The sequence below is a fragment of the Pseudideonella sakaiensis genome (assembly GCF_048320135.1).
GTDB lineage: Bacteria > Pseudomonadota > Gammaproteobacteria > Burkholderiales > Burkholderiaceae_C > Ideonella_A > Ideonella_A sakaiensis_A.
In genome coordinates this window covers 124,888-147,666 of the sequence record NZ_CP182947.1, presented here as the reverse complement: position 1 = coordinate 147,666, position 22,779 = coordinate 124,888, and the positions used below count along the sequence as shown (strand labels likewise).

General features: G+C 66.9%; 20 protein-coding genes and 1 tRNA gene. 8 read left to right on the top strand and 13 right to left on the bottom strand.

All coding sequences use genetic code 11. From position 1 onward, the window contains the following. Nucleotides 1-8 precede the first annotated feature (8 nt). A complete protein-coding gene (gene nadA / locus ACNH6H_RS00660) occupies nt 9-1,115 on the bottom strand; it encodes a quinolinate synthase NadA (RefSeq protein WP_418314797.1) in 1,107 nt (368 codons plus the stop codon). Between the two features lie 165 nt (nt 1,116-1,280). On the opposite strand from nadA, the gene ACNH6H_RS00655 reads away from it, so the two are divergent. Then, complete coding sequence (locus tag ACNH6H_RS00655; RefSeq protein WP_418314796.1) at nt 1,281-3,050, top strand: thiamine pyrophosphate-binding protein; 1,770 nt, start codon at nt 1,281-1,283, stop codon at nt 3,048-3,050. On the opposite strand, the gene ACNH6H_RS00650 is transcribed toward ACNH6H_RS00655, so the two are convergent. Continuing rightward, a complete protein-coding gene (locus tag ACNH6H_RS00650; protein WP_418314795.1) occupies nt 3,038-3,955 on the bottom strand; it encodes a GAF domain-containing protein in 918 nt (305 codons plus the stop codon). The two genes, ACNH6H_RS00655 and ACNH6H_RS00650, sit on opposite strands and share 13 nt — an antisense overlap. Nucleotides 3,956-4,029: 74 nt before the next feature. Next, nucleotides 4,030-4,800, bottom strand: coding sequence for a phosphoserine phosphatase SerB (serB, locus tag ACNH6H_RS00645; RefSeq protein WP_418314794.1), 771 nt, complete (start codon nt 4,798-4,800; stop codon nt 4,030-4,032). Nucleotides 4,801-4,838: 38 nt separating this feature from the next. Here serB and ACNH6H_RS00640 point away from each other — a divergent pair, with 38 nt between their 5' ends. After that, nucleotides 4,839-5,831: a toll/interleukin-1 receptor domain-containing protein gene (locus tag ACNH6H_RS00640; protein WP_418314793.1), complete on the top strand. Its 993-nt coding sequence runs from the start codon at nt 4,839-4,841 to the stop codon at nt 5,829-5,831. Here the strand turns inward: ACNH6H_RS00640 and mfd are convergent. Continuing rightward, nucleotides 5,809-9,297 carry a transcription-repair coupling factor gene (mfd, locus tag ACNH6H_RS00635; RefSeq protein ID WP_418314792.1) on the bottom strand — a complete coding sequence of 1,163 codons (3,489 nt, stop codon included), beginning with the start codon at nt 9,295-9,297 and terminating at the stop codon, nt 5,809-5,811. The two genes, ACNH6H_RS00640 and mfd, sit on opposite strands and share 23 nt — an antisense overlap. 231 nt (nt 9,298-9,528) lie before the next feature. Here mfd and ispD point away from each other — a divergent pair, with 231 nt between their 5' ends. Further along, entirely contained in the window at nt 9,529-10,242 is a 714-nt protein-coding gene (ispD, locus tag ACNH6H_RS00630; protein WP_418314791.1) for a 2-C-methyl-D-erythritol 4-phosphate cytidylyltransferase, read from the top strand. Continuing rightward, entirely contained in the window at nt 10,239-10,745 is a 507-nt protein-coding gene (gene ispF / locus ACNH6H_RS00625; protein WP_418314790.1) for a 2-C-methyl-D-erythritol 2,4-cyclodiphosphate synthase, read from the top strand. Before ispD ends, ispF begins: the two co-directional genes overlap by 4 nt. Nucleotides 10,746-10,775: 30 nt before the next feature. Here ispF and ACNH6H_RS00620 read toward each other — a convergent pair whose 3' ends face one another. Further along, on the bottom strand, nt 10,776-12,104 hold the full coding sequence (locus tag ACNH6H_RS00620; RefSeq protein ID WP_418314789.1) for an ATP-binding protein: 1,329 nt from the start codon (nt 12,102-12,104) through the stop codon (nt 10,776-10,778). A gap of 100 nt (nt 12,105-12,204) precedes the next feature. After that, nucleotides 12,205-12,933 carry a two-component system response regulator OmpR gene (gene ompR, locus ACNH6H_RS00615; protein ID WP_418314788.1) on the bottom strand — a complete coding sequence of 243 codons (729 nt, stop codon included), beginning with the start codon at nt 12,931-12,933 and terminating at the stop codon, nt 12,205-12,207. Nucleotides 12,934-13,090: 157 nt separating this feature from the next. Between ompR and ACNH6H_RS00610 the strand changes: the two genes are divergently transcribed. Further along, a complete protein-coding gene (locus ACNH6H_RS00610) occupies nt 13,091-13,825 on the top strand; it encodes an SIMPL domain-containing protein (protein WP_418314787.1) in 735 nt (244 codons plus the stop codon). An 18-nt stretch (nt 13,826-13,843) separates the two neighbouring features. Here the strand turns inward: ACNH6H_RS00610 and ACNH6H_RS00605 are convergent, their stop codons facing one another. Beyond that, nucleotides 13,844-14,614: a 3-hydroxybutyrate dehydrogenase gene (locus ACNH6H_RS00605; protein WP_418314786.1), complete on the bottom strand. Its 771-nt coding sequence runs from the start codon at nt 14,612-14,614 to the stop codon at nt 13,844-13,846. Nucleotides 14,615-14,696: 82 nt separating this feature from the next. Here ACNH6H_RS00605 and ACNH6H_RS00600 point away from each other — a divergent pair, with 82 nt between their 5' ends. The 3 genes from ACNH6H_RS00600 to ACNH6H_RS00590 all read left to right on the top strand — a co-directional run bounded on the left by ACNH6H_RS00600 (nt 14,697) and on the right by ACNH6H_RS00590 (nt 18,086). Further along, the gene (locus tag ACNH6H_RS00600) at nt 14,697-15,596 is read left to right on the top strand and encodes an alpha/beta fold hydrolase (RefSeq protein WP_418314785.1); all 900 of its coding nucleotides are present in this window, start codon (nt 14,697-14,699) and stop codon (nt 15,594-15,596) included. A gap of 78 nt (nt 15,597-15,674) precedes the next feature. Then, nucleotides 15,675-17,948, top strand: a complete 2,274-nt coding sequence (locus ACNH6H_RS00595; RefSeq protein WP_418314784.1) for a RelA/SpoT family protein — start codon at nt 15,675-15,677, stop codon at nt 17,946-17,948. Nucleotides 17,949-18,009: 61 nt separating this feature from the next. After that, nucleotides 18,010-18,086, top strand: a tRNA-Val gene (locus tag ACNH6H_RS00590). Nucleotides 18,087-18,164: 78 nt separating this feature from the next. On the opposite strand, the gene ACNH6H_RS00585 is transcribed toward ACNH6H_RS00590, so the two are convergent. From ACNH6H_RS00585 to ACNH6H_RS00560, 6 genes are all read right to left on the bottom strand, one after another. After that, on the bottom strand, nt 18,165-19,712 hold the full coding sequence (locus ACNH6H_RS00585) for a cryptochrome/photolyase family protein (protein WP_418314783.1): 1,548 nt from the start codon (nt 19,710-19,712) through the stop codon (nt 18,165-18,167). Nucleotides 19,713-19,782: 70 nt separating this feature from the next. Continuing rightward, a complete protein-coding gene (locus ACNH6H_RS00580) occupies nt 19,783-19,965 on the bottom strand; it encodes a DUF2256 domain-containing protein (protein ID WP_418314782.1) in 183 nt (60 codons plus the stop codon). A gap of 48 nt (nt 19,966-20,013) precedes the next feature. Then, entirely contained in the window at nt 20,014-20,307 is a 294-nt protein-coding gene (locus ACNH6H_RS00575; RefSeq protein WP_418314781.1) for a copper-binding protein, read from the bottom strand. 12 nt (nt 20,308-20,319) lie between these two features. Next, a complete protein-coding gene (locus ACNH6H_RS00570; RefSeq protein WP_418314780.1) occupies nt 20,320-20,802 on the bottom strand; it encodes a DUF411 domain-containing protein in 483 nt (160 codons plus the stop codon). Beyond that, nucleotides 20,802-21,314 (bottom strand): cupredoxin domain-containing protein, encoded by a 513-nt coding sequence (locus ACNH6H_RS00565; RefSeq protein ID WP_418314779.1) that lies wholly within the window; start codon nt 21,312-21,314, stop codon nt 20,802-20,804. The genes ACNH6H_RS00570 and ACNH6H_RS00565 overlap by 1 nt, the downstream gene beginning before the upstream one ends. 37 nt (nt 21,315-21,351) lie before the next feature. Further along, a complete protein-coding gene (locus ACNH6H_RS00560; protein ID WP_418314778.1) occupies nt 21,352-22,770 on the bottom strand; it encodes a multicopper oxidase family protein in 1,419 nt (472 codons plus the stop codon). Nucleotides 22,771-22,779 lie beyond the last annotated feature (9 nt).

The following is a 22,779-nucleotide window of genomic DNA, read 5'->3' as shown; positions in this document are numbered from 1 at the left end:
CCCCTCCGTCAGGCCGCGCCGATGCGCGGCACCAGACCGCTGGCCTGGGTTGCCGACGGATGGGTCTTGACGAAGTCGAGCATGCGGTCGATGCAGCCGTGCGCCTGGCGGCGGATTTCCTCGTCGATGTGAATCTCGCCGCTGCCGTGTTGCAGGCAGTCGATCACACCCTGCACCGCATTCATTGCCATCCACGGGCAGTGTGCGCAGCTCTTGCAGGTTGCGCTGTCGCCGGCGGTCGGCGCCTCGATCAGCGTCTTGCCCGGTGCCAGCTGGCGCATCCTGTGCATCAGCCCGTTGTCGGTCGCGACGATGAATTCGGTCGCGTCGAGCGTGCGCACCGCATCGAGCAGCTGCGTCGTCGAGCCGACCACATCGGCCAGCTTGACCACCGCCTCGGGTGACTCCGGATGGACCAGCACCTTCGCATGCGGATGCTGCTCCTTCAGCAGCTGCAATTCGACGCCCTTGAACTCGTCGTGGACGATGCAGGCGCCGTCCCACATCAGCATGTCGGCGCCGCTGGCCTGCTGGATATAACGACCGAGGTGCCGGTCCGGCGCCCACAGGATCTTGCGGCCCTGTTCTTGCAGATGGCGGACGATCGCCAGTGCACAGGAACTCGTCACCATCCAGTCGGCACGCGCCTTCACGGCTGCGCTGGTATTGGCGTAGACGACGACTTCGCGGTCCGGATGGGCGTCGCAGAAGGCGGCAAATTCGTCCGGCGGGCAGCCGAGGTCGAGCGAGCAGGTTGCGTCGAGGTCGGGCATCAGCACGCGTTTTTCCGGACTGAGGATCTTCGCCGTCTCGCCCATGAAACGCACGCCGGCGACGACCAGCGTCTTGCCGGGGTGGTCGCGGCCGAAGCGCGCCATCTCGAGCGAATCGGCGACACAGCCACCGGTTTCCAGCGCCAGGTCCTGCAGATCGCCGTCGACGTAGTAATGGGCGACCAGCACCGCATCGTGCTGCTGCAGCATCTGTCTGGCCTTGCTTTTTGCAAGGTCGCGCTGCAGCGGCGTCAGTGCGGGCGGCGTCTTTGCCCAGGCCTGGGCCACGCAGCTCGCACCGCTTGCATCTTGCTTCGTATAGTCGAACAGGACTTGGCTCATCGATATCGTTCCGGCATCTGTCGTGTTGGCACCCCTGCCGGGCTGGCGGACCGGCGTCGATCGTAGCCCAGGCGCAGCCGTGCCCAGTCCGTTATTTTCGCTCGCCGGCCGTTCGCGGCAGGTCGTTCATTGTCCTGCCTGATGACGGGGCCTTACAGTTGCGGGATGACGAATCCATCTGCTTCCACTCCTCCCGGTTCATCGAGCGAAACCCGCCTGGGCGGGCATCTGCTGGTCGAGGCGCTGATCGAACAAGGCATCGATACCTGTTTCGGCGTGCCCGGCGAGAGTTATCTCGCGGTGCTCGACGGCTTCTGGCGCTACCGCGAGCAGATCCGCTTCATCGCCTGCCGGCAGGAGGGCGGCGCGGCCTTCATGGCCGAAGCGCAGGGCAAGCTCAGCGGCCGTCCTGGCATCTGTTTTGTCACCCGCGGTCCGGGTGCGACGAATGCCAGCATCGGTGTGCACACCGCGTTCCAGGACAGCACGCCGATGGTGTTGTTCGTCGGCCAGGTGGCCAGCGACCAGCGCGACCGAGAAGCCTTCCAGGAAGTCGACTACCGGCAGATGTTCGGCCCCGGCACGCTCGGAATGGCGAAGTGGGTCGGCGAGGTGCACGATGCAAACCGGCTGCCCGAATATATCGGCCGCGCCTTCCATACCGCGATGCAGGGCCGGCCCGGCCCGGTCGTGCTGGTGCTGCCGGAAGACATGCTGACGACGCCGACCGCTGCAGCGGTGCTGCCGCGTGCCGAGCCGGCGCAATGTTCGCCGTCGCCGGCCGCATTGAGCGCGCTGCGCGAGCGGCTGCAGGCCGCGCAACGGCCGCTGGTGATTGCCGGCGGCAGCGGCTGGGACGCCGCATCCTGCCAGGCGCTCGAACAATTTGCCGAATCCTGGCAGCTGCCGGTCGGCTGCGCATTCCGCTTCCAGGATCTGTTCGACAACCGGCATCCGAACTATGCCGGCGATGTCGGCATCGGCATCAATCCGAAACTGGCGCAGCGCGTGCGCGATGCCGATCTGATCATCGCGATCGGCCCGCGGCTCGGCGAAATGACCACCGGCGGCTACAGCCTGCTGTCGGTGCCGCGGCCAGCGCAGGCGCTGGTGCACATCCACCCGGGCGCCGAGGAACTCGGCCGGGTCTATGCCGCCGATCTGCTGATCCAGTCGAGCCTTGCCTGCGCCGCGCATGCGCTGGCGACGCTGTCCGCACCAACCAACCCGGCCTGGTCCGAGTGGACCGCGGCCGCGCAGGCCGATTACCAGGCCAATCTGCAGCCGCAAGCGGTTGCGCCGCTCGACATGGCCGAAGTCGTCAAGCTGGTGCAGCGGATGGCACCGGAGGATGCGGTTTATACCAACGGTGCCGGCAATTACAGCGGCTGGCTGCACCGCTTTGTGCAGTATCCGGGCCTCGGCAAGAACGGCCGGACACAACTTGCGCCGACCTCCGGCGCGATGGGTTATGGCGTGCCGGCGGCGGTGGCCGCGGCACTGCTGTATCCGCAACGCTGCGTCATCAACATCGCCGGCGACGGCGACTTCATGATGACCGGCCAGGAACTGGCAACCGCAACCGCCTATGGCGCCGGCCGTGGCCGTGGCAAGCTGATCAGCATCGTCGTCGACAACGGCAGCTACGGCACGATCCGCATGCACCAGGAGCGGGAATATCCAGGCCGGGTCAGCGGCAGCGACCTGTTCAACCCCGATTTCGCCGCGCTGGCGCGGGCCCATGGCTGGGCTGCCGGCGAGCGGGTCGAGAACAACGCCGATTTCGAAGCGGCTTTTGCTGCTGCGCTGGAGGCCGATCGGCCGACCCTGATCCACCTGAAGCTCGATACCGACGTGATCACCAGCCGGTCGACACTGAGCGAGATGCGGGCCGCGGCCGAAAAGCGGCTGGCCGGCGCGCCTCAGTCGAAATAAAGCACGACGACCTCGGCGACCCGGCCGTCGGCGATCACGGGGATCGCCAGCAGGCTGCTGCCATCGCCGTCGCCGTCGGCGCCGCCATTGACCACCTGCGGCACACCGCTGTCCCAGGCCGTGGCGACCGCGCCGGCATCGAGCGCGATCGTCGGCCCTTCGTCGCCGGTTGGCAGCGCGCCGCTGGCCTCGCTGAATCCGAAGACGCGCTGCAAGCCAGCGCCTTCGCCGGCCGGCGCCCAGCTCTCGATCCGCTGCGCGATCGGCGTGCGCGATGCCGACAGGAAATTCAGCACATGGTGGTGGTTGCCGGTCGTGCAGCAGGGGATCGCCAGCCCGCGCTTGATGCCGGCCTCGGCGGTCGAATCGCTGCGCAGAAACTGGTTCGACTGTCCCAGGTCATCGATCAGCACCGCCGCGCCGCGTTGCCAGGCAATGCCGGCGAGCCCGGTGCCACGCGGCAGGTAGGCGTCGCGCGACAAGGCTTCGAGCGCCTCGCTGCCGTCGCCGAAATGGCCATCGACCAGCTTCATGTCGGTGCTGACGCGCGGATCGTTGTGCCACAACTCGAGCGCACCGGCAGCGCTGCCGGTCGCGCCGCAGAAAAAAACCAGCACCGCGCTGAGATCGTCGCGCAGGAAGATCGGCATCGCCACCGCACTGCGGATGCCGGCCGCCTCGGCAGCGGCGGCACGGCGGAAATAGCTGCCGTCGAGCTGCTTCAGCATGATCGGCCGGCCTTCGTCCCACGCTCGGCCCGGCAGGCCTTCGCCGCGGCCGAAACACATCGCCTGCGCGACCGCCGCAAACCCGCTTGCAGCGCCGAACAGGCCGGCCGAAAACTCGAGCATGCTGCCGTCCTTCGACGGGATCCAGACTTCACAGGCCTTGATGAAACTGTTCATGGCTGACTACCCCGCAAGATCTGCGCCAGTGGCGGCTATCGCTCGATGATGGGCTCGAATCTGCAGCGCGCCGCTCAGCTGCTGAACAGCTGCAGCAGTCTGTCCATCCCGCCCTCGACAACCGAGACCATCGCCCGCTCGCGCACCGCCGGCTTGGCGTGGAAGGCCACACTGAGGCCGGCTTCGCCAAGCATCGGCAGGTCGTTCGCACCGTCGCCGACGGCAATCGACTGCGACGGCGCGATGCCGAGCAGGTCGCAGACCTCGAGCAGCACGCGCCGCTTCTCGGCGCCGTCGACGATGTCGCCCCACGGACGATCGACGACGCGACCGGTCAGCCGGCCATCGACGATTTCGAGCACATTGGCGCGGCAGAAATCGATGCCGAGCCGCTGCCGCACGCGTTCGCTGAAAAAGGTGAAGCCGCCGGAAACCAGCAAGGTCTTCAGCCCGGCCTGCTGGCAGGTCTTCACGAAGGTTTCGACGCCCGGATTCAACTGCAGCCGCTGTTCGTAGACATCGGCCAGCGCCTGCTCCGGAATGCCTTGCAGCAGTGCCAGGCGGCGGCGCAGGCTGTCCTTGAAATCGGTGATCTCGCCGCGCATCGCCGCTTCGGTGATCGCGGCGACTTCGGCCTTGCGATTGGCTGCAGCGGCGATCTCGTCGATGCATTCGATGTTGATCAGCGTCGAATCCATGTCGAACGCGACCAGCTTGAAATCGGTCAGGCGCAGCGGAGCCGCAATGCCCTGCACGACAAGGCCGGGGAAGTCCGCCGTCGAACGCTGATCGTGCGTCGCAGAAACTGGGGATGTGGCCGGATCCGGCTGAGGTCTAAACTGCATCGTCCGATTATCGTCCGGGCCACGATGGAACCAGTCCGATGGCAGGTGGCATCTTCATCAGTTACCGACGCGACGACGCCCGCCAGGCGGCCGGCAGGCTGGCCGACGATCTGTCCGATCACTTCGGCACTGCCAGCATCTTTCGCGACATCGAAGGCATCGAGCTCGGCGTCGATTTTGTCGAGGCACTGAACCGGGCGCTCGAGGTCTGTGTCGTGATGCTGGTGCTGATCGGCCCGCGCTGGCTCGACATCCGCGATGCGGCCGGCAATCGGCGGCTCGACGACCCGCAGGACTGGATACGGCAGGAAATCTCGACCGCCTTGCAGCGTGGCATCCGCGTCGTGCCGGTGCTGGTCGACGGCACGCCGCTGCCGGCCGAAGCGGATCTGCCGCCCGACCTGCGCCCGCTGGTACGCCGCCAGGCGCTCGACATCGCCGACAGCCGCTGGCGCGGTGATCTGCAGCGGCTGGTCGAGACGCTGGCGCGAGTTCCGGGCCTGACGCTGCAAAAGGATCCCGGACCGCCTGCGCCACCGCCTGCGCCCGCCGGCAAGCCAGCCGGGCGCAAATGGGGCCGCTATGTCTGGATCGGACTGGTGGTGCTTGGCGTCGCCTATATCGCCGACGAGTTCAACGGCAGCGGCGACGGTGGCGATCTGCCGTTGTTCAACCCGCAGCCGATGCCGCAGCCAAGCCCTGCGCCCGCACCAGCGCCGGCGCCGGCGCCAGCTGCCACCAGCAGCGTGCCGAACCTCAACGGCCTGTGGCGCACGCTCGACGGCGAGACCTACCAGATCTCGCAGCAGGGCGCGCAGATCACGCTGACCGCCCATGCCGGCGGCCAGCAGGTCGGCAACGGTCAGGGTCAGCTCGACGGCAGCCTGCTGCGGCTGACGCTGACGATGGTGGTCAATGGCGTGCCGCTGGCCACCGCCAACTGCAACATGCAGGCGTCACCCGACTTCACACATTTTGCAGGCGGCTGTCAGGGCCCGAACGGTCCGTTCATCGCGCAGATGTTCCGCTGAGTGCGGCGGCGGCCGGTGCGGCTGCCGGCTGCGGCGCCTTCGGCGGCCCCAGTGCACGCAGCACGTCGCGGATCAGCTGGGCGCGGTCCTTCGCATCGGGCAAGGCCTTCTCGATCCGCAGCTTGTCGTTGCCGGCCAGCTTGACGTGGCGGTTCTTTTGCACCAGTTCGATGATGCGGATCGCCTCGATCGGCGGATTCGGCTTGAAGCCGATCACGATCAGCGCCGGCGACGCATCGATCTTCGTGACGCCATAGGGCTTCGCCAGCACGCGCAGCCGGTGCACGTCGAACAGGTTCTGGCCCTGGGCGGGGAGCTTGCCGAAGCGGTCGGTGATCTCTTCGAGCAGCAGGTCGATCTGCTCGGACTTGTCGGCGCTCGCCAGCCGCTTGTACAGGTTCAGCCGGGTGTGGACGTCACCGCAATACTCGTTCGGCAGCAGTGCCGGCGCATGCAGGTTGATTTCGGTCGTCGCGCTGAACGGGCTCAGCAGATCCGGCTCCTCGCCAGCCTTCAGCGAACGCACCGCCTCGGCGAGCATCTCGTTGTAGAGCTGGAAGCCGATCTCCATCATGTTGCCGCTCTGGTTTTCACCGAGTACCTCACCGGCGCCGCGGATCTCCAGATCGTGCATCGCGAGGTAGAAGCCGGAGCCGAGTTCCTCCATGTCCTGGATCGCCTGCAGCCGCTGCGCGGCCTGCTTGGTCAGGCCCTCGACCTCGGGCACCAGCAGGTAGGCATAGGCCTGGTGGTGGCTGCGGCCGACGCGGCCGCGCAGCTGGTGCAGCTGCGCCAGGCCGAACTTGTCGGCGCGGCTGATCACGATCGTGTTCGCGCTCGGCACGTCGATGCCAGTCTCGATGATCGTCGAGCACAACAACACGTTGTGGCGCTGCGCGACGAAATCGCGCATCACGCGTTCGAGTTCGCGCTCGGGCATCTGGCCATGGGCGATCGCGATGCGTGCCTCGGGCAGCAGTTCGGCGAGCTTGTCGCGCCGGTTCTCGATCGTCTCGACCTCGTTGTGCAGGAAATAGACCTGGCCGCCGCGCTTCAGTTCGCGCAGCACCGCCTCGCGGATCGTCCCGCTGCTCTCGTTGCGCACGAAGGTCTTGATCGCCAGCCGCCGCTGCGGCGCAGTCGCGATCACGCTCAGATCGCGCAGGCCTTCGAGCGCCATGCCCAGCGTGCGCGGAATCGGCGTCGCGGTCAGCGTCAGCACGTCGACCTCGGCGCGCATCGCCTTGATCGCCTCCTTGTGGCGCACGCCGAAACGGTGCTCCTCGTCGATCACCAGCAGCCCGAGGCGCTTGAACTTGACCTTGTCGCTGATCAGCTTGTGGGTGCCGACGACGATGTCGATCGTGCCGTCGGCAATGCCTTCGAGCGCGGTCTTGATCTCCTTCGCGGAGCGGAAACGCGACAGTTCGGCGACCTTGACCGGCCAGCGGCCGAAACGGTCGACGATATTCTGGTAGTGCTGCTCGGCAAGCAGCGTCGTCGGCGCGAGGATCGCGACCTGCTTGCCGCCGATCACCGCGACAAATGCCGCACGCAGCGCGACCTCGGTCTTGCCGAAACCGACGTCGCCGCAGACCAGCCGGTCCATCGGCTGCGGCGAGACCATGTCCTGGATCACCGCATGGATCGCCGCCTGCTGGTCCGGCGTCTCGTCGAAGCCGAAACTGGTCGCGAACGACTCGTAGTCGTGCGCCGAATAGCGGTGCGCATGGCCCTCGCGCGCGGCGCGGCGGGCATACAGATTCAGCAGCTCGGCGGCGGTATCGCGCACCTGCTCGGCCGCCTTGCGCCTGGCCTTGTCCCACTGGCCGGAGCCGAGCCGGTGCAGCGGCGCCTCCTCGGCACTGACGCCGGTATAGCGGCTGATCAGATGGAGTTGCGCCACCGGCACGTACAGCGTCGCCTTGTCGGCATATTCGAGGTGCAGGAATTCGCTGTCGCCGTCGCCGAGGTCGATGTGCTTCAGCCCGACGTAACGGCCGATGCCGTGGTTGGTGTGGACGACCGGGTCGCCAACCTTCAGCTCCGACAGGTCCTTGATCAGCGCATTGACATCGCTGACCTGTTCCTGCTTGCGCCGCCGCCGGGCGGTCGGCGACGTGGCAAACAGCTCGGTTTCGGTCAGGAACTGGATCGCCGTGCCTTGGTCGGGCTCGTGCCAGAAGAAGCCTTCGGCGAGCGCTGCGACGACAATCGCGAAGCGCTCGTCGCCGGCGCAGAAGTCCTGCAGCGATGCGACGCTCGGCGGATCGATCTTGTTGTCGCGCAGCAGCTCGAGCAGGCTTTCGCGGCGGCCCTCGCTTTCGGCAGCGATCAATACGCGGTGCGGCGTCTGCCCGAGGTGCAGCTGCAGCTTCTTCAGCGGATCGGGCGAGCCGCGGTCGACGCTGACATCGGGCAGTGGTCGCGCCCACTCGACCGGCTCGCGGCCGCGAATCGACAAGGTCGCAAAGCCGCCAGCCAGCGTGAAGAAATCTTCCGGTTTCAGGAACAGGTCTTCCGGCGGCAGCAGCGGCCGCTCCGGGTCGTGCTGCAGGAAGCGGTGCCGCTCGCGGGTATCGGTCCAGAATTTCTTCAGCGCCTCGTCGACTTCGCCGTGCAACGCCAACTGGCTGCCGGCGGCGAGGTAGTCGAAGATCGTCGCAGTGCTGTCGAAAAACAGCGGCAGGTAGTACTCGATGCCGGCGGTCGCGATGCCCGATGCGATGTCCTTGTACAGCCGCACCTTGGTCGGGTCGCCTTCGATGCGTTCGCGCCAGCGGGCGCGGAAGGCGGTGCGCGCCGCCTCGTCCATCGGAAATTCGCGGCCCGGCAGCAGCCGCACCTCGGGCACCGGGTACAGGCTGCGCTGGGTATCCGGATCGAAGGTGCGGATGCTGTCGATCTCGTCGCCGAACAGGTCGACCCGGTAGGGCACCGGCGAGCCCATCGGAAACAGGTCGATCAGCCCGCCGCGCACCGCATATTCGCCCGGTGAGACGACCTGGCTGACATGGCTGTAGCCGGCCAGCGTCAGCTGCGCCTTCAGGGCCTGCTCGTCGAGTTTCTGCTTCTGCCGGAAATGGAAGGTATAGGCGGCGAGAAAACTCGGCGGCGCCAGCCGCACCATTGCCGTCGACGCCGGCATCAGCACGATGTCGACATCGTTCTGGCGGATCCGCCACAGCGTCGCCAGGCGCTCCGAGATCAGGTCCTGGTGCGGCGAGAAGGTGTCATAGGGCAGGGTTTCCCAGTCGGGAAAAACCGCGATCCGCAACGACGGCGCAAAAAATGCCAGTTCGGCCTCGAGCCGCTGGGTATCACCCGGGTCGGCGGTGACGATCACCGTCATCCGCTGCTGCACCGCCTGCTTGCCGGCAAATTCGGCCAGCAGCAGCGCATCGGCCGACGCCGGCGGGCGCGGCAGCGTAAAACGTTTTCCGGGGGCGATGACGGGCAGTTGCATGAGGCGGCGCGAAAAAGCAGAACGCCCCGGCGGGCAGGCGTCGGGGCGCGTTCGTGGTCATTGTAAGGAAGGCGCTGTGTCGCCAACGGGGGCAGGGTCATGCCGCCGGAGCGCGCCTGGCGGCGCGCTGGATGCGGAAATCCGGCTTGCCACGTCTGCGTGCCGCGGTGCCTGGGTCAGCGCCTCGAACCTATACTGCGGGCCGCCTGCCGATCATCGCGGCGACCTCTGATGAGCAACACCAATCGTTCCGCCCCGTCCCGCTTTTTTGCGCTGATCCCGTGCGCCGGCATCGGCGCCCGCTCCGGTGCGGCCGGGCCGAAGCAGTATGTGCCGCTGGCCGGCAAGGCGATGGTTGCGCACACGGTCGGCGCGATGCTGGAGGTTTCACGGATCGAGCTGCTGCTGGTCGCGGTGGCGCCAGACGATGCCGCGTTCGAGCAACATGTCGCGAGTGAGTGGTCGCGCCGCCTGCTGGTGCGCCGCTGCGGTGGCGCAACCCGCGCCGAGACGGTATCGAACGGCCTGCTCGCGCTGCTCGATGCAGGCGCGGTTGACGAAGACTGGGTGCTGGTCCACGACGCCGCCCGTTGCCTGGTCCGGGCCGCGATGGTCGATGCGCTGATCGATGCCTGCCGCGACGACCCGGTCGGCGGGCTGCTCGCTTTGCCGCTGGCCGACACGCTGAAAAGCGAGGAGGGTGGCCGCGTCGCTGCAACACTGCCGCGCGCCGGCAAGTGGCTGGCGCAGACGCCGCAGATGTTTCGCATCGGCTTGTTGCGCCGAGCGCTGGCCGCTGCCGGGCCGCAGGTCACCGACGAGGCGAGCGCGGTCGAGGCGATCGGCCTGGCGCCGCGGCTGGTCGCGGCATCGAGCGAAAATTTCAAGCTGACCTATCCGAGCGATTTCGACCTGGCCGAACGGCTGCTGAGGACACGCCAATGACAAGCCCCGCCGCGGCGGCGATCACGCGCCTGCGCATCGGCGAAGGCTGGGACACCCATGCACTCGTCAGCGGCCGCCCGCTGGTCCTCGGCGGCGTGACGATTGCGCACAGCCATGGGCTGGCCGGTCATTCCGATGCCGATGCCTTGTGCCATGCGATCACCGATGCGCTGTTCGGCGCCGCCGCGCTTGGTGACATCGGCCGCCATTTCCCCGATACCGACCCGAACTTCAAGGGTGCCGATTCGGTCCGCCTGCTGAGCGAGGCGGCGCGACGGGTGAGGGCGGCCGGCTGGCAGATCAACAACGTCGACTCGACGATCGTCGCGCAGGCGCCGAAGATGGCGCCGCACATCGCCGCAATGCGCGAGCGCATCGCGCAGGCACTGGAAGTCAGCGTCGATCAGGTCAATGTGAAAGCGAAGACGGCGGAGAAGATGGGGCCGGTCGGCCGCGGCGAAGCGATCGAAGCCCGTGCAGTCTGCCTGCTGACCGGCAGCTGAGCCGGGCGCTGCGGCGCTTGGCCGCGCCGCTCAGGGCGCCTTTTTCAACCGGATATTGACCATCAGGCCGCCGCCACTGGCATTCAGCAGTTCGAGCTGGCCGCCCATCCGCTGGATCGCCTTGTCGACGATTGCGAGGCCAAGCCCGGCGCCGGTCGCCGCGGTGCGCGCGGTGTCGCCGCGGTAGAACGGCGTGGCGATCTGGTTCAGCTTGGCGGGGTCGACGCCGCTGCCGAAATCGCGCACCGTCAGTGTGACGCCGCCGGCGTGCCGGCTTTCGCTGACACGCACCTCGGCGATCTGGTCCGGTCCGCTGCGGCCATAACGGCGCGAATTCTCGAACAGGTTCTGCAGCACCCGCGACAACTCGGTTTCGTCGGCCAGCACGCGGGTCTGCGGCGACACCGTCGACTCGATGCGGATCTGCCCCGGATCGCGGAAACTCGTCATCTCGCGCTCGACCAGCGCGGCGAGGCTGACCGGCACCAGCTTGACCTGGCCCGGGCGCGCGTAGTCCATGAACTTGTCGATGATCGCGTCGAGCTGCGCAATGTCCGACGCCATGTAGCGGCGCGCCTCTTCGTCCTGCACGCTCATCTCGGTTTCAAGCCGCAGCCGCGCCAGCGGCGTGCGCAGGTCGTGCGAGATGCCGGCCAGCATCACCGCGCGGTCTTCCTCGACCTTTGCGAGTTCGCGCGCCATCCGGTTGAAACCCATGTTGACCTCGCGGATCTCGCTGGTCAGCGTGCTTTCGTCGAGCCGCGAGTCGTATTCGCCGCCGCGGATCCGACTGGTTGCCGACGACAGGTCGCGCAACGGCTGGTTGATCAGCCGCGCCACGGCGGCCGAGCCGAGCACCGTCGCGAGCAGCGCAATGCCGACCCAGCTCAGCCAGGTGCTGGTTGCCATCGGCGCGAGCCGCGTCGCGTCGGCCAGCACCCAGTACGGGTCCTTGTCGAGCGTGAAGCCGACCCACAGGCCGCGCGTGCCGTTGACCGAGCTGGCGACCAGCGTATCCGGGCCGAGCCGGGCGCGCAGCGCCTCGCCGGTCGCGCGCGTAAAGCGGTCGACCTCGTAGCTGACCCACTGGTCGCTCGGCTCGCGCGGCGTCAGCTTGATGCTGTCCGGGTCCGACATGCTCTTGACCAGCGCAACCCGGTTGATGCCGTCGACCGTGGTCAGCACCGCGCGGGCCAGGTTGACCAGGCTGGCGATCTGCTGCGCCGCCTGTGCGGCGCGCGGCTCGGCCTCGAGTGCGCGAAAGGTCTGCGTCCATGCGAAGACGCCTCCAGCAAGCAGCACCGCAAGCAGGAAGAAGGTGCGCCAGAACAGGCTCAGCGCGACCCTGTTGCGCGGCATCCGGGAACCGGGCGGCTTCGCGGTCGACGCGCTGCGGCCGGACGATGCGGCAGCGGCGGGCGATGCCGCCGCTGCGGGTGGGCCGCCGGACGCCATCGGCTCAGGCCACGCCGTCCGGCACGAACACGTAGCCGACGCCCCAGACCGTCTGGATATAACGCGGCTGAGCCGGATCGGGCTCGATCATCTTGCGCAGGCGCGACACCTGCACGTCGAGGCTGCGGTCGAAGGGTTCGAATTCGCGGCCGCGCGCCAGTTGCGCGAGCTTGTCGCGCGACAGCGGCTGGCGTGGATGGCGGACCAGCGCCTTCAGCATCGAGAACTCGCCGGTCGTCAGCGCCAGCACCTCGCCGTTTTTCGACAGCCGGCGCAGCGCCAGGTCGAATTCGAACGGGCCGAAGGTCACCGTCATCGCATCCTTCGACGGCGCGCCGGGCGCCTCGGGCGCCGGCCGTCGCCGCAGCACCGCATGGATGCGGGCCAGCAGTTCACGCGGGTTGAACGGTTTCGGCAGGTAGTCGTCGGCGCCGACCTCGAGGCCGACGATGCGGTCGACATCCTCGACCTTCGCGGTCAGCATGATGATCGGCGTGCGGTCGTTGGCGGCGCGCAGCCGGCGGCAGATCGACAGACCGTCTTCGCCGGGCAGCATCAGGTCGAGCACGATCAGGTCGATCGTCTCGCGCGTCAGCAACCGGTTCAGGGCGCGTGCATCCTCGGCGAGCAGCACGTCGAAGCCCTCCTGGGTCAGGTAGCGACGCAGCAGGTCCCTGATGCGGGCGTCGTCATCGACGATCACGATCCGGTCGGATCGGGGGTTGGCAGACATCGGCGTAATCCCTTATTTGTAACAGCCCCGATTCTGCGCAGCGGAAACGGCCGTTTTCGGCCAGTTTGACCATCTGTTACAAATCGGCCCGGAATAGACCGGCCGAAAGCCGCTCCAACCTGACCAGAACAACCCTGACAACAAGGAGCCCGACCCAATGTCCCAGATTCCAGCAGCACCGTCCGCCCGCGGCATCGTCGCCAGCGGACTCGCCGTCGTCGCGCTGGCGCTGGCGATGCCTGCACAGGCCGATCAGACGCCACCGCCGCAAGGCGTCGTCAACCTGTCGGCGAGCGCCAGCACCGAGGTCGCGAAGGACTGGATCAGCGTGACACTGTCGACCCAGCGCGAGGGCAGCGAGGCAGGCCCGATCCAGAGCGCGTTGAAGCAGGCGCTCGATGCGGCGCTGCAAGAGGCGCGCCGGGTCGCCAAGCCGGGCCAGGTCGAGGTGCAGGCCGGCAATTTTTCGCTGTCGCCGCGGTATACATCGAAGGGCCAGACCAACGGCTGGCAGGGCCGCACCGAGATGACGATCGAAGGCCGCGACATGGCGGCGATTGCCCAGTTGACCGGGCGCATCTCGAGCCTGAGCATTTCGCGCGTCGCCTACAGCCTGTCGCGTGAGCAGCGCGAGAAGGCCGAGGCCGACGTCACCGCGCAGGCGGTTGGCAACTACCGCCAGCGCGCCGACAAGCTGGCCAAGCTGTTCGGCTACAGCAGTTATGTGATCCGCGAGGTCAATCTGTCGTCGAACGGCCCGCCGCGCGAATACCTGCCGCAAATGCGGGTCAGAGCGATGGGGGCGCAGGCGGCCGACGAGGCCTTGCCGGTCGAGGCCGGCACCGCCGAGGTCACGATGACCGTCAACGGCTCGGTGCAGTTGCTGAAATGAGGCCCGCGGCGGGCCGGCTCACTGGGCCGTCCAGCCGCCGTCCATCTGCCAGGCGACGCCGCGCACATTCGCCGCGGCATCCGAACAGAGGAACAACGCCAATTCGCCGAGTTGCTCCGGCGTCGTGAACTGCAGCGACGGCTGCTTTTCGCGCAACAAGGCCTTTTTTGCCTCGTCGTCGCTGATGCCGTCGGCGGCGGCGCGGGCATCGACCTGTTTCTGCACCAGCGGCGTCAGCACCCAGCCGGGGCAGATCGCATTGACGGTGACACCGGTCGTCGCGGTTTCCAGCGCGACCGACTTCGTGAAGCCGACGACACCGTGTTTGGCCGCCACATAGGCCGATTTCTGCGCCGAGGCGACCAGTCCGTGGGTCGATGCGATGTTCAGCACGCGGCCCCAGTTCTTCTTGCGCATTGCCGGAATCGCCAGCCGGGTCGTGTGGAAGACCGAGCTCAGGTTGATCGCGATGATCGCGTCCCAGCGCGCGCTCGGAAAATCCTCGACCGGCGCGACATGCTGGATGCCGGCATTGTTGACGAGAACGTCGACGCCGCCAAATTCGGCCTGGGCATAGGCCATCATCGCCTCGATCTCGTCCGGCTTGCTCATGTCGGCACCGTGGTAGCCGACCTTCTGGCCGTATTCACGCACTGCCGCCTGCGCGGCGTCGGTTTCGCCGAAACCGTTCAGCACCACATTGGCGCCTTGCCTGGCCAGGCAGATCGCGATGCCGAGGCCGATTCCGCTGGTCGAGCCGGTGACCAGCGCCGTTTTTCCGTTGAGCATGGATTTCCCCCGTCGTTGTTAGCATTGATCATAAAAGACAGCCGTCCCGCGGCCCGCCGCCGCCTGCCCGATTCCCGTCACCATGCCCTTCGCCAACAGCCAGACCGAACCCCGCCTGCACCATGTCCAATGCCTCGGTGCCTCGGGCCTGCACCGCATGGCGTACTGGGAATGGGGCGCTGCGGACAACCCCCGGGTGCTGGTCTGCGTGCACGGCCTGTCGCGCCAGGGGCGCGATTTCGACAAGCTGGCCCGCACGATGCTGGACCAGTACCGTGTCATCTGTCCGGATGTCGTCGGCCGCGGCCAGTCCGACTTTCTCGCCGATCCGTCGGGCTACCAGTTGCCGGCGTATGTGGCCGACATGGTGACGCTGCTGGCGCGGCTCGATGCCCGTCAACTGCATTGGGTCGGCACCTCGATGGGCGGGCTGATCGGCATGGGGCTGGCTTCGCTGGCCAATTCGCCGATCGAGCGGCTGGTGCTGAACGATGTCGGCCCGGCGATCGCGCCGGAGGCGCTGGCACGGATCGGAACCTATGTCGGCGCGGCGCTGCAATGGCCGTCGGTCGAAGCGGCCGCCGACTACCTGCTGACGATTTCGCAGGGTTTCGGACCACACTCGCGCGAGCAATGGCTTGAGCTGACGCAGGCGATGGTCAAGCCGGCGAAGGCCACCGACGGCGCGGCGGTCTGGGAGCCGCATTACGACCCGGGCATCGCGGTGCCGTTTCGCGCGATCACGCCGGAGATTGCGAAGGCCGGCGAAGCCCAGTTGTGGAAGGCCTACGACGCGGTGCGCTGCCCGACGCTGCTGCTGCGCGGCGCCGAATCCGATCTGCTGACGATCGAGACGGCACGTGAGATGACGTGCCGCGGCCCGCGCGCCGAACTGCACGAACTGCCCGGCGTCGGCCATGCACCGACGTTGGTCCACGATGACCAGATCGCGGTGGTCCGTGATTTCCTCTTGGGGTCATGACCCTCGCCCGGAGCCTGTCCGGCAGACTTGTTCGACCGGAAGACGAAGGACACGCGCGCTGCGCCGATTTGCTGCGCCATGAAGACTGACGCCTCACACGACCCGATCGCCGCCGATGCCAGCGGCGGTTCGGCGGTCATCGTTGCGCTGACCGATGACCATCCGGACGACGGTCTCGGCGAACTGCAACGCGCGCGGGCTTTTGCCGAGCCGCTGCTGACCGGCCAGCTGCTCGATACCGGCGAAGCCACGCTGGCTCATGCCGACGGTGTCGCGGCGATCCTCGAGTCGATCGGCGCGGCGCCGTCGATGCGTGCGGCGGCCTATCTCGTCTATGCCGGCGACCATCTGCAGCCGCCGGCTGAAACGGTCGCAAAGGCCTTCGGCGAGTCGCATGCGAGCCTGGTGATGCACACCCGCAAGCTGGTGCAGATCCAGCGCGCAGCGCGCTCGGCGCAGGTCGGTGTCGAACTGCGGGCGCAGCAGACCGAGCGGGTGCGCAAGATGCTGCTCGCGTTTTCGCAGGATCTGCGGGTGGTGCTGCTGCGGCTCGCGTCGCGGCTGCAGACGCTGCGCTTCCATGCCGCGTCGAAGACGACTTGCCCGGTCGAACTGGCACGCGAATCGATGCAGGTGTTTGCGCCGTTGGCGAACCGGCTCGGCATCTGGCAGATCAAATGGGAAATCGAGGACCTCGCGTTCCGCTTCATGCAACCGGCCGACTACCACGCGGTCGCCCGGATGCTCGCCGAACGCCGGGTCGAACGCGAGCGCAGCGTCGAGCAGTTCCGCTGCGAGCTGGCGGAATTGCTGAACCGGCAGGGACTGAGCGCCGAAGTGCAGGGGCGGCCGAAACACCTGTACAGCATCTGGAAGAAGATGCAGGGCAAGGCGCTCGACATCGACCATGTCTTCGATCTGCGCGCGACCCGCGTGCTGGTGGGTGATGTCGCCGACTGCTATGCGGTGCTCGGCCGCGTGCACGGCCGCTATACGCCGGTCGAAAGCGAGTTCGACGACTACATCGCAAAGCCGAAGCCGAACGGCTACCAGTCGCTGCACACCGTCGTGCTCGACGATACCGGCCGCGCGGTCGAGGTGCAGATCCGCACCGTCGAGATGCATGCGCATGCCGAACACGGCATCGCCGCGCACTGGGCCTACAAGGAAGCCGGCAGCAAGGCGTATGCGGGCACCAGTGCGCTGGCGCAGACCGATGCCGAGCTGACCGAGGCACGCAAGGCGGTGTTGCGCGAACTGCTGGCCTGGGAGCGCGACCTAAGCGACCAGGAGGGTGCTTCCGGCGCCACCCATGCGGCGGTGTCCGATCCGCGCATCTATGTCTTCACGCCACAGGCTGCGGTTGTCGATCTGCCGGCCGGCGCGACACCACTCGACTTCGCCTATGCCTTGCACACCACGCTCGGCCACCGCTGCCGCGGCGCCAAGGTCGACGGTGTGCTGGTGCCGCTGAACCGGCCGCTGTCGAGCGGCCAGACAGTCGAGATCGTCAGCGGCCGCGAAGGCGGCCCGTCGCTCGACTGGCTGAACCCGGAACTCGGCTATCTGCACAGCCCGCGCGCGCGTGCCAAGGTCAGGACCTGGTTCAACGCGCAGCAGCAGGCGCAGACGATCGCCCGCGGCCGAGATGCGGTCGAGAAGCTGCTGCAACGCGAGGGCAAGACCTCGTTGAAACTCGACGACCTCGCGCACCAGCTCGGCTTCCGCCATGCCGACGCGCTGTTCGAGGTGGTCGGCAAGGACGAATTCTCGCTGCGCAACATCGAGAACCTGCTGCGCCCGGCCGAGCCGTTGCCGACGCCTGACGAGGTCATCGCATCGAAGCGGCCGATGCGCGACGACGGGCCGCCGGAAGGCAGTGGCGTGCTGGTGGTCGGTGTCGAATCGCTGATGACCAGCCTGTCGCGCTGCTGCCGACCGGCGCCGCCGGATCCGATCGGCGGCTATGTGACGCGGGGCCGCGGTGTCGCGATCCACCGCCTCGATTGCAGCAATTTCCGCGACATGCGCGCGCGCGCGCCGGAACGGGTGATCAGCGTCACCTGGGGGCGCGGCGAGCGGAATCGGCCGAAGGACGGCAAGCCGCGGCTTTATCCGGTCGATGTCATCGTCGAGGCCACCGATCGGCAGGGGCTGTTGCGCGACATCTCGGAGCTGCTCGCGAAGCAGCAGATGAATGTCAGCGGTGTGCACACGCAGTCGATGAAGGGGCAGGCGGTGGGTACGGCGTGGATGACGTTCACGCTCGAGATTGCCGACTCGTCACGGCTGAACCAGGTGCTCGCCGAGGTCTGCAAGATCCCCGGCGTGCGCGCCGCGCGACGTCGCTGAAGGCAAATCGGAAATCTGCGCTGGAACGCTTCGAAAAGGATGTATACTGAGAGGCTTCGACAGGCGCGTAGCTCAGCTGGTTAGAGCACCACCTTGACATGGTGGGGGTCGGAGGTTCGAGTCCTCTCGCGCCTACCAGAATTGGTAGGAATCAAAAGCACCTTGCGGCAACGCAAGGTGCTTTTTTGTTGGCCCCGCGTGCTGCCGTGGTCCGATTCAGCCGGGCCCGATCTCGCCACTGCGAATCGCCTTTGCACGCCGCATGATCGCCGCACGTTCGTCGTCATCCACGCGCTGCAGATTCTTCACCTGCAGCGCCATCCGCGCGTTGCCGGCCAGCATCTGCTGGTGGCGCAGCAGAAAATCCCAATACAGCGTCGTGAACGGACAGGCGTCGTCGCCGCTGCGCTTCGTCGGGTCGAAGCGGCAGCCGGCGCAAGGGCCGCCCATGCGCTGGATATAGCGGCCGGTCGCGACATAGGGCTTGCTCGCCATCAAGCCGCCGTCGCCATACTGGCTCATGCCCAGCGTATTCGGCAGTTCGACCCATTCGACCGCGTCGACATACACCGCGAGGTACCAGGCGTGCACCTGTTGCGGCCGAGCGCCGAACAGCAGCGCAAATAGACCGGTGACCATCAGCCGCTGAATGTGGTGGGCATAGCCGTGCGCCAGTGTCTGCGTGATCACCTCGCGCAGGCAGGCCATTTCGGTGCGACCGCTCCAGTACCAGTCGGGCAGGTCGTGCTGCGCCTGCAACGCATTGCGCTCGATGTGGCCGGGCATCTGGGTCCAGTAGATGCCGCGGACAAATTCGCGCCAGCCGAGGATCTGCCGGATGAAGCCTTCGGCGCTGGCCAGGGGCACCTTGCCGGCCCGCCAGGCCGCCTCAACCGCCTGCACCACCTCGCGCGCACCGAGCAGTTTCAGGTTCAGGGCGGCGGACAATTGCGAGTGGTACAGCCACGGTTCGCCGGGCCACATCGCATCTTCGTATCGCCCGAACAGCGGCAGGCGTTCGGCGATGAACTGCCGCAGCGCCTGTTGCGCCTGCTCGCGGGTCACCGGCCAGGCAAAGCTGTCGAGCGATCCGGGGTGGTCGGCAAAACGCGTCTCGACCAGCGCGATCACCTGCCGGGTCAGTTCGTCGGGTGCAAATGTCGCACGTTCGGGCACTGCGCCGGGGCCGTCGGCATCGAACGAGGCGCGGTTGTCGGCATCGAAATTCCATTGCCCACCGGCCGGCTGATCGCCGTCCATCAGCACGCCGTGGCGCTTGCGCAGTTCGCGGTAGAAATATTCGAGGCGCAACGTCTTTCGCCGCCGCGCGTGTGCGGCAAACTCGCGCACCGTGGTGTAGAAGTGGCGGTCCTCGCAGATTTCCAGCTGCAGCCCGGCCGCCTGCACCACCGCTTCGAGCGATTTCCACACCCGCCAGTCGCCAGGCGCCGTCATCACGACGCGCTGCGGCTTGAGTGTCCGCAATGCGGCCTGCAAGCCGGACGCCAGGCTGCCGTGTTGCCCCGCGTCGTCGAGGCGCAGGTAATGCAGCGGACGCCCGGCATCGCGAAGGGCATCCGCAAAATGGCGCATCGCGGCAAGGAACAGCGCGATGCGCTGCTTGCTCGACCAAACATGGGTCGATTCCTCGTCGGCCTCGGCCATCCAGACGGCGTCTCGCCCGCAATCAAAACCGTCGAAGGCGGCGGCGTCCAGGTCGAGCTGGTCGCCGAGCACGATGACGAGGTTGCGAACGTCGCTCATTGCATTGCGCTGCAGTTGCTGCAAGGCATCTGCTGCGCGGCACGGAGTTGGCCGCCTTCGGTGGCGCAGCTCATTGGCTCGCCTTCGGCACGCCGCTGCGCCGGCAGGCGTCGGAGCAGTATCTGACCTCGTCCCAGTTGCGTGCCCAGCGCCTGCGCCAGCTGATCGGCCGGCCGCAGGCGAGACAGGGTTTGCTCGGCAACGAGCGCTTGTTGCCCTTGAACGATTCGGCGGTCGGTTTTTTTGCAGACATCCGATGGCGCCGGCGCATCCCGAATGCAGCAGCGCGATTCCGCTGCTGTCAGCGCACCGCTTCGAGTTCGGTCACGGTCATCTTGCCGCCTTCGTCGGCAGCCTTGAATTTGACCTTGTCGCCGGCCTTGACCTTGTCGAGCATCGCCTTGTCCTTGACGACAAACACCATCGTCATCGGCGGCATGTCGAGGTTCTTGATCGGGCCATGCTTCAGCGTCAGCTTGCCTTGCTCCTTGTCGATCTTGCGCACTTCTGCGTCACTCATCTCGCCGGCGGCAAAAGCGGTGCTGCCGAATGCGGTGATTGCTGCGGCAATGAAAAGCGTCTTGATGTTGTTCATTTGTTTCTTCCTTCAACGGTGGGACTGGAATACGGTGGCGCCGCCGTTTCTTGCGACCAGCAGCACGTCATAGGCTTCCTTCTGGCCGCCATAGGCCGGCCCGTCCATGCCGGGTGAGCCGATCGGCATGCCGGGAACGGCCAGGCCGAGCGCGGCCGGCTTCTGCTTCAGCAGGCGGTGGATATCGGCCGCTGGCACATGGCCCTCGATCACATAGCCGCCGACGCGGGCGGTATGGCAGCCGCCAAATCGTTCCGGCATGCCGAGCTGCTCGCGCATCGCGGTATTGCCGGTGTCGTGCACGTTGACCCGGAAGCCGTTTCCCTCGAGGTGGGCGACCCAGTCCTTGCAGCAGCCGCAGCTCGGGCTTTTCCAGACCTCGACCAGCGGTGCGCGGGTCGGCGCAGCAGCCCAGACGGCCAGCGGCGCGGCGAATGCCGCGGCCCCGAGCAGCAGCGCCTTGCGGCGTGTCGGCAGGCGGTTCGTGTGGTTCATCATGATGATTTTTTCCCCTTGTTGACTGCGGCAACGACGATCTTGCCGACCATGCCGGCCTGGTAGTGGCCGGCGATCAGGCAGGCGAAGGCGAAGTCGCCGGCGCGGTTGAATGTCCAGACGATCTCGCCGTTCTTGCCCGGCGCGACATGCGCCATGTACGGTTCGTCGTGCTCCATGTTTGGAAACTTCACCATCATTGCCGCGTGCTGGTCGTTTTCCTGCTTGGTGCCGATCACGAACTCATGCATCACCTTGCCGGTGTTGCGGACGACAAAACGAATGGTTTCGCCTTGGCGGACCTCGATCCGGTCGGGTGTGAAACGCATGTCGTCGCTCATCGCGACCTCGATCGTGCGGTCCGCCGCCTTGGCATCGCCGGCAATGCCCCATGGCTTCTGCTCCTTGACGACCGGGCCGCTCTTGGCGGGATGCGGCTTGTCCGAATGCGCGACGCCGGCCAGCGGCAGCGCGATCATCGCGGCAAGCAGCGTGTTTCTGATGATGTTCATGAAGACTCCTTGTTCGTTTGGAGAGGAAAGAGGGAAATCAGTGCCGTCCCGCATGCCCGCCAGCGGGCTTTCGGACCTGCACCTCGACGTCGTCGGCCGGTCGGGCGAGCGGCTTCATCGCCGCCGCACCTTCAGCCTTGAAGCGCGCCGGCTCGGCCAGCGCGCCGGTCCATTCATAGGCGACCGTGCCCTCCGGATGCTTGAACCAGCCGGGATCGGTGTAATCGCCGGCTTTCTGGTCGCGGCGCACCTTCAGCATGCTGAACATGCCGCCCATCTCGACCGATCCGAACGGGCCCTGGCCGGTCATCATCGGTGCGGTGTTGTCGGGCAGCGGCATCTCCATCTCGGCCATGTCGGCCATGCCGCGTTCGCCCATCACCATGTAGTCGGGCACCAGCTTGCTGATCTTCGAGACGACCTCGCGGTGGTCGACGCCGATCAGCGTCGGCACGTCGTGGCCCATCGCATTCATCGTGTGGTGGCTCTTGTGGCAGTGGAATGCCCAGTCGCCTTCCTCGTCGGCGAGAAAGTCGATCTGCCGCATCTGGCCGACCGCGATGTCGGTCGTCACCTCGGGCCAGCGCGAGCCCTTCGGCGTCGGGCCGCCGTCGGTGCCGCTGACGACGAATTCGTGCCCATGCAGGTGGATCGGATGGTTGGTCATCGTCAGGTTGCCGATGCGCACCCGCACCTTGTCACCCTGGCGCGCAACCAGCGGGCTGATGCCCGGGAAGATGCGGCTGTTCCAGCTCCACAGGTTGAAGTCGAGCATCGTCATGATCTTCGGCGTCGCTGCACCCGGCTCGATGTCGTAGGCATTGAGCAGGAAGCAGTAGTCGCGGTCGACCGGATCGATCAGCGGATGGTTGCCTTTCGGATGCGTGATCCAGAAACCCATCATGCCCATCGCCATCTGCACCATCTCGTCGGCATGCGGGTGGTACATGAAGGTGCCGGGTCGCCGCGCGACGAATTCATAGACGTAGGTCTTGCCGGACGGGATGCCGGGCTGGTTCAGGCCGGTCACGCCGTCCATGCCGTTCGGCAGCCGCTGGCCATGCCAGTGGATGCTGGTGTGTTCGGGCAGCTTGTTGGTGACGAAGATGCGCACCCGGTCGCCTTCGACGACCTCGATCGTCGGCCCTGGGCTCTGGCCGTTGTAGCCCCACAGGTGGGCCTTGAAGCCGGGCGTCATTTCGCGCACCACCGGCTCGGCAACCAGATGGAATTCCTTCACGCCCTGGTTCATCCGCCACGGCAGCGTCCAGCCGTTCAGCGTCACGACCGGGTTGTACGGGCGGCCATTGGCCGGCATCAGCGGCGGCATCGTGTCCGGCTTGTCCTGCAGCACCGGCTCGGGCAGTGCCGCCATCGCGACCCGGCTGACGGTTGCGGCGGATACCGCAGCGGCGATCGCGCCGGCTCCGCCCAGAAAATTGCGTCTCGAAGACATTGGAAAATC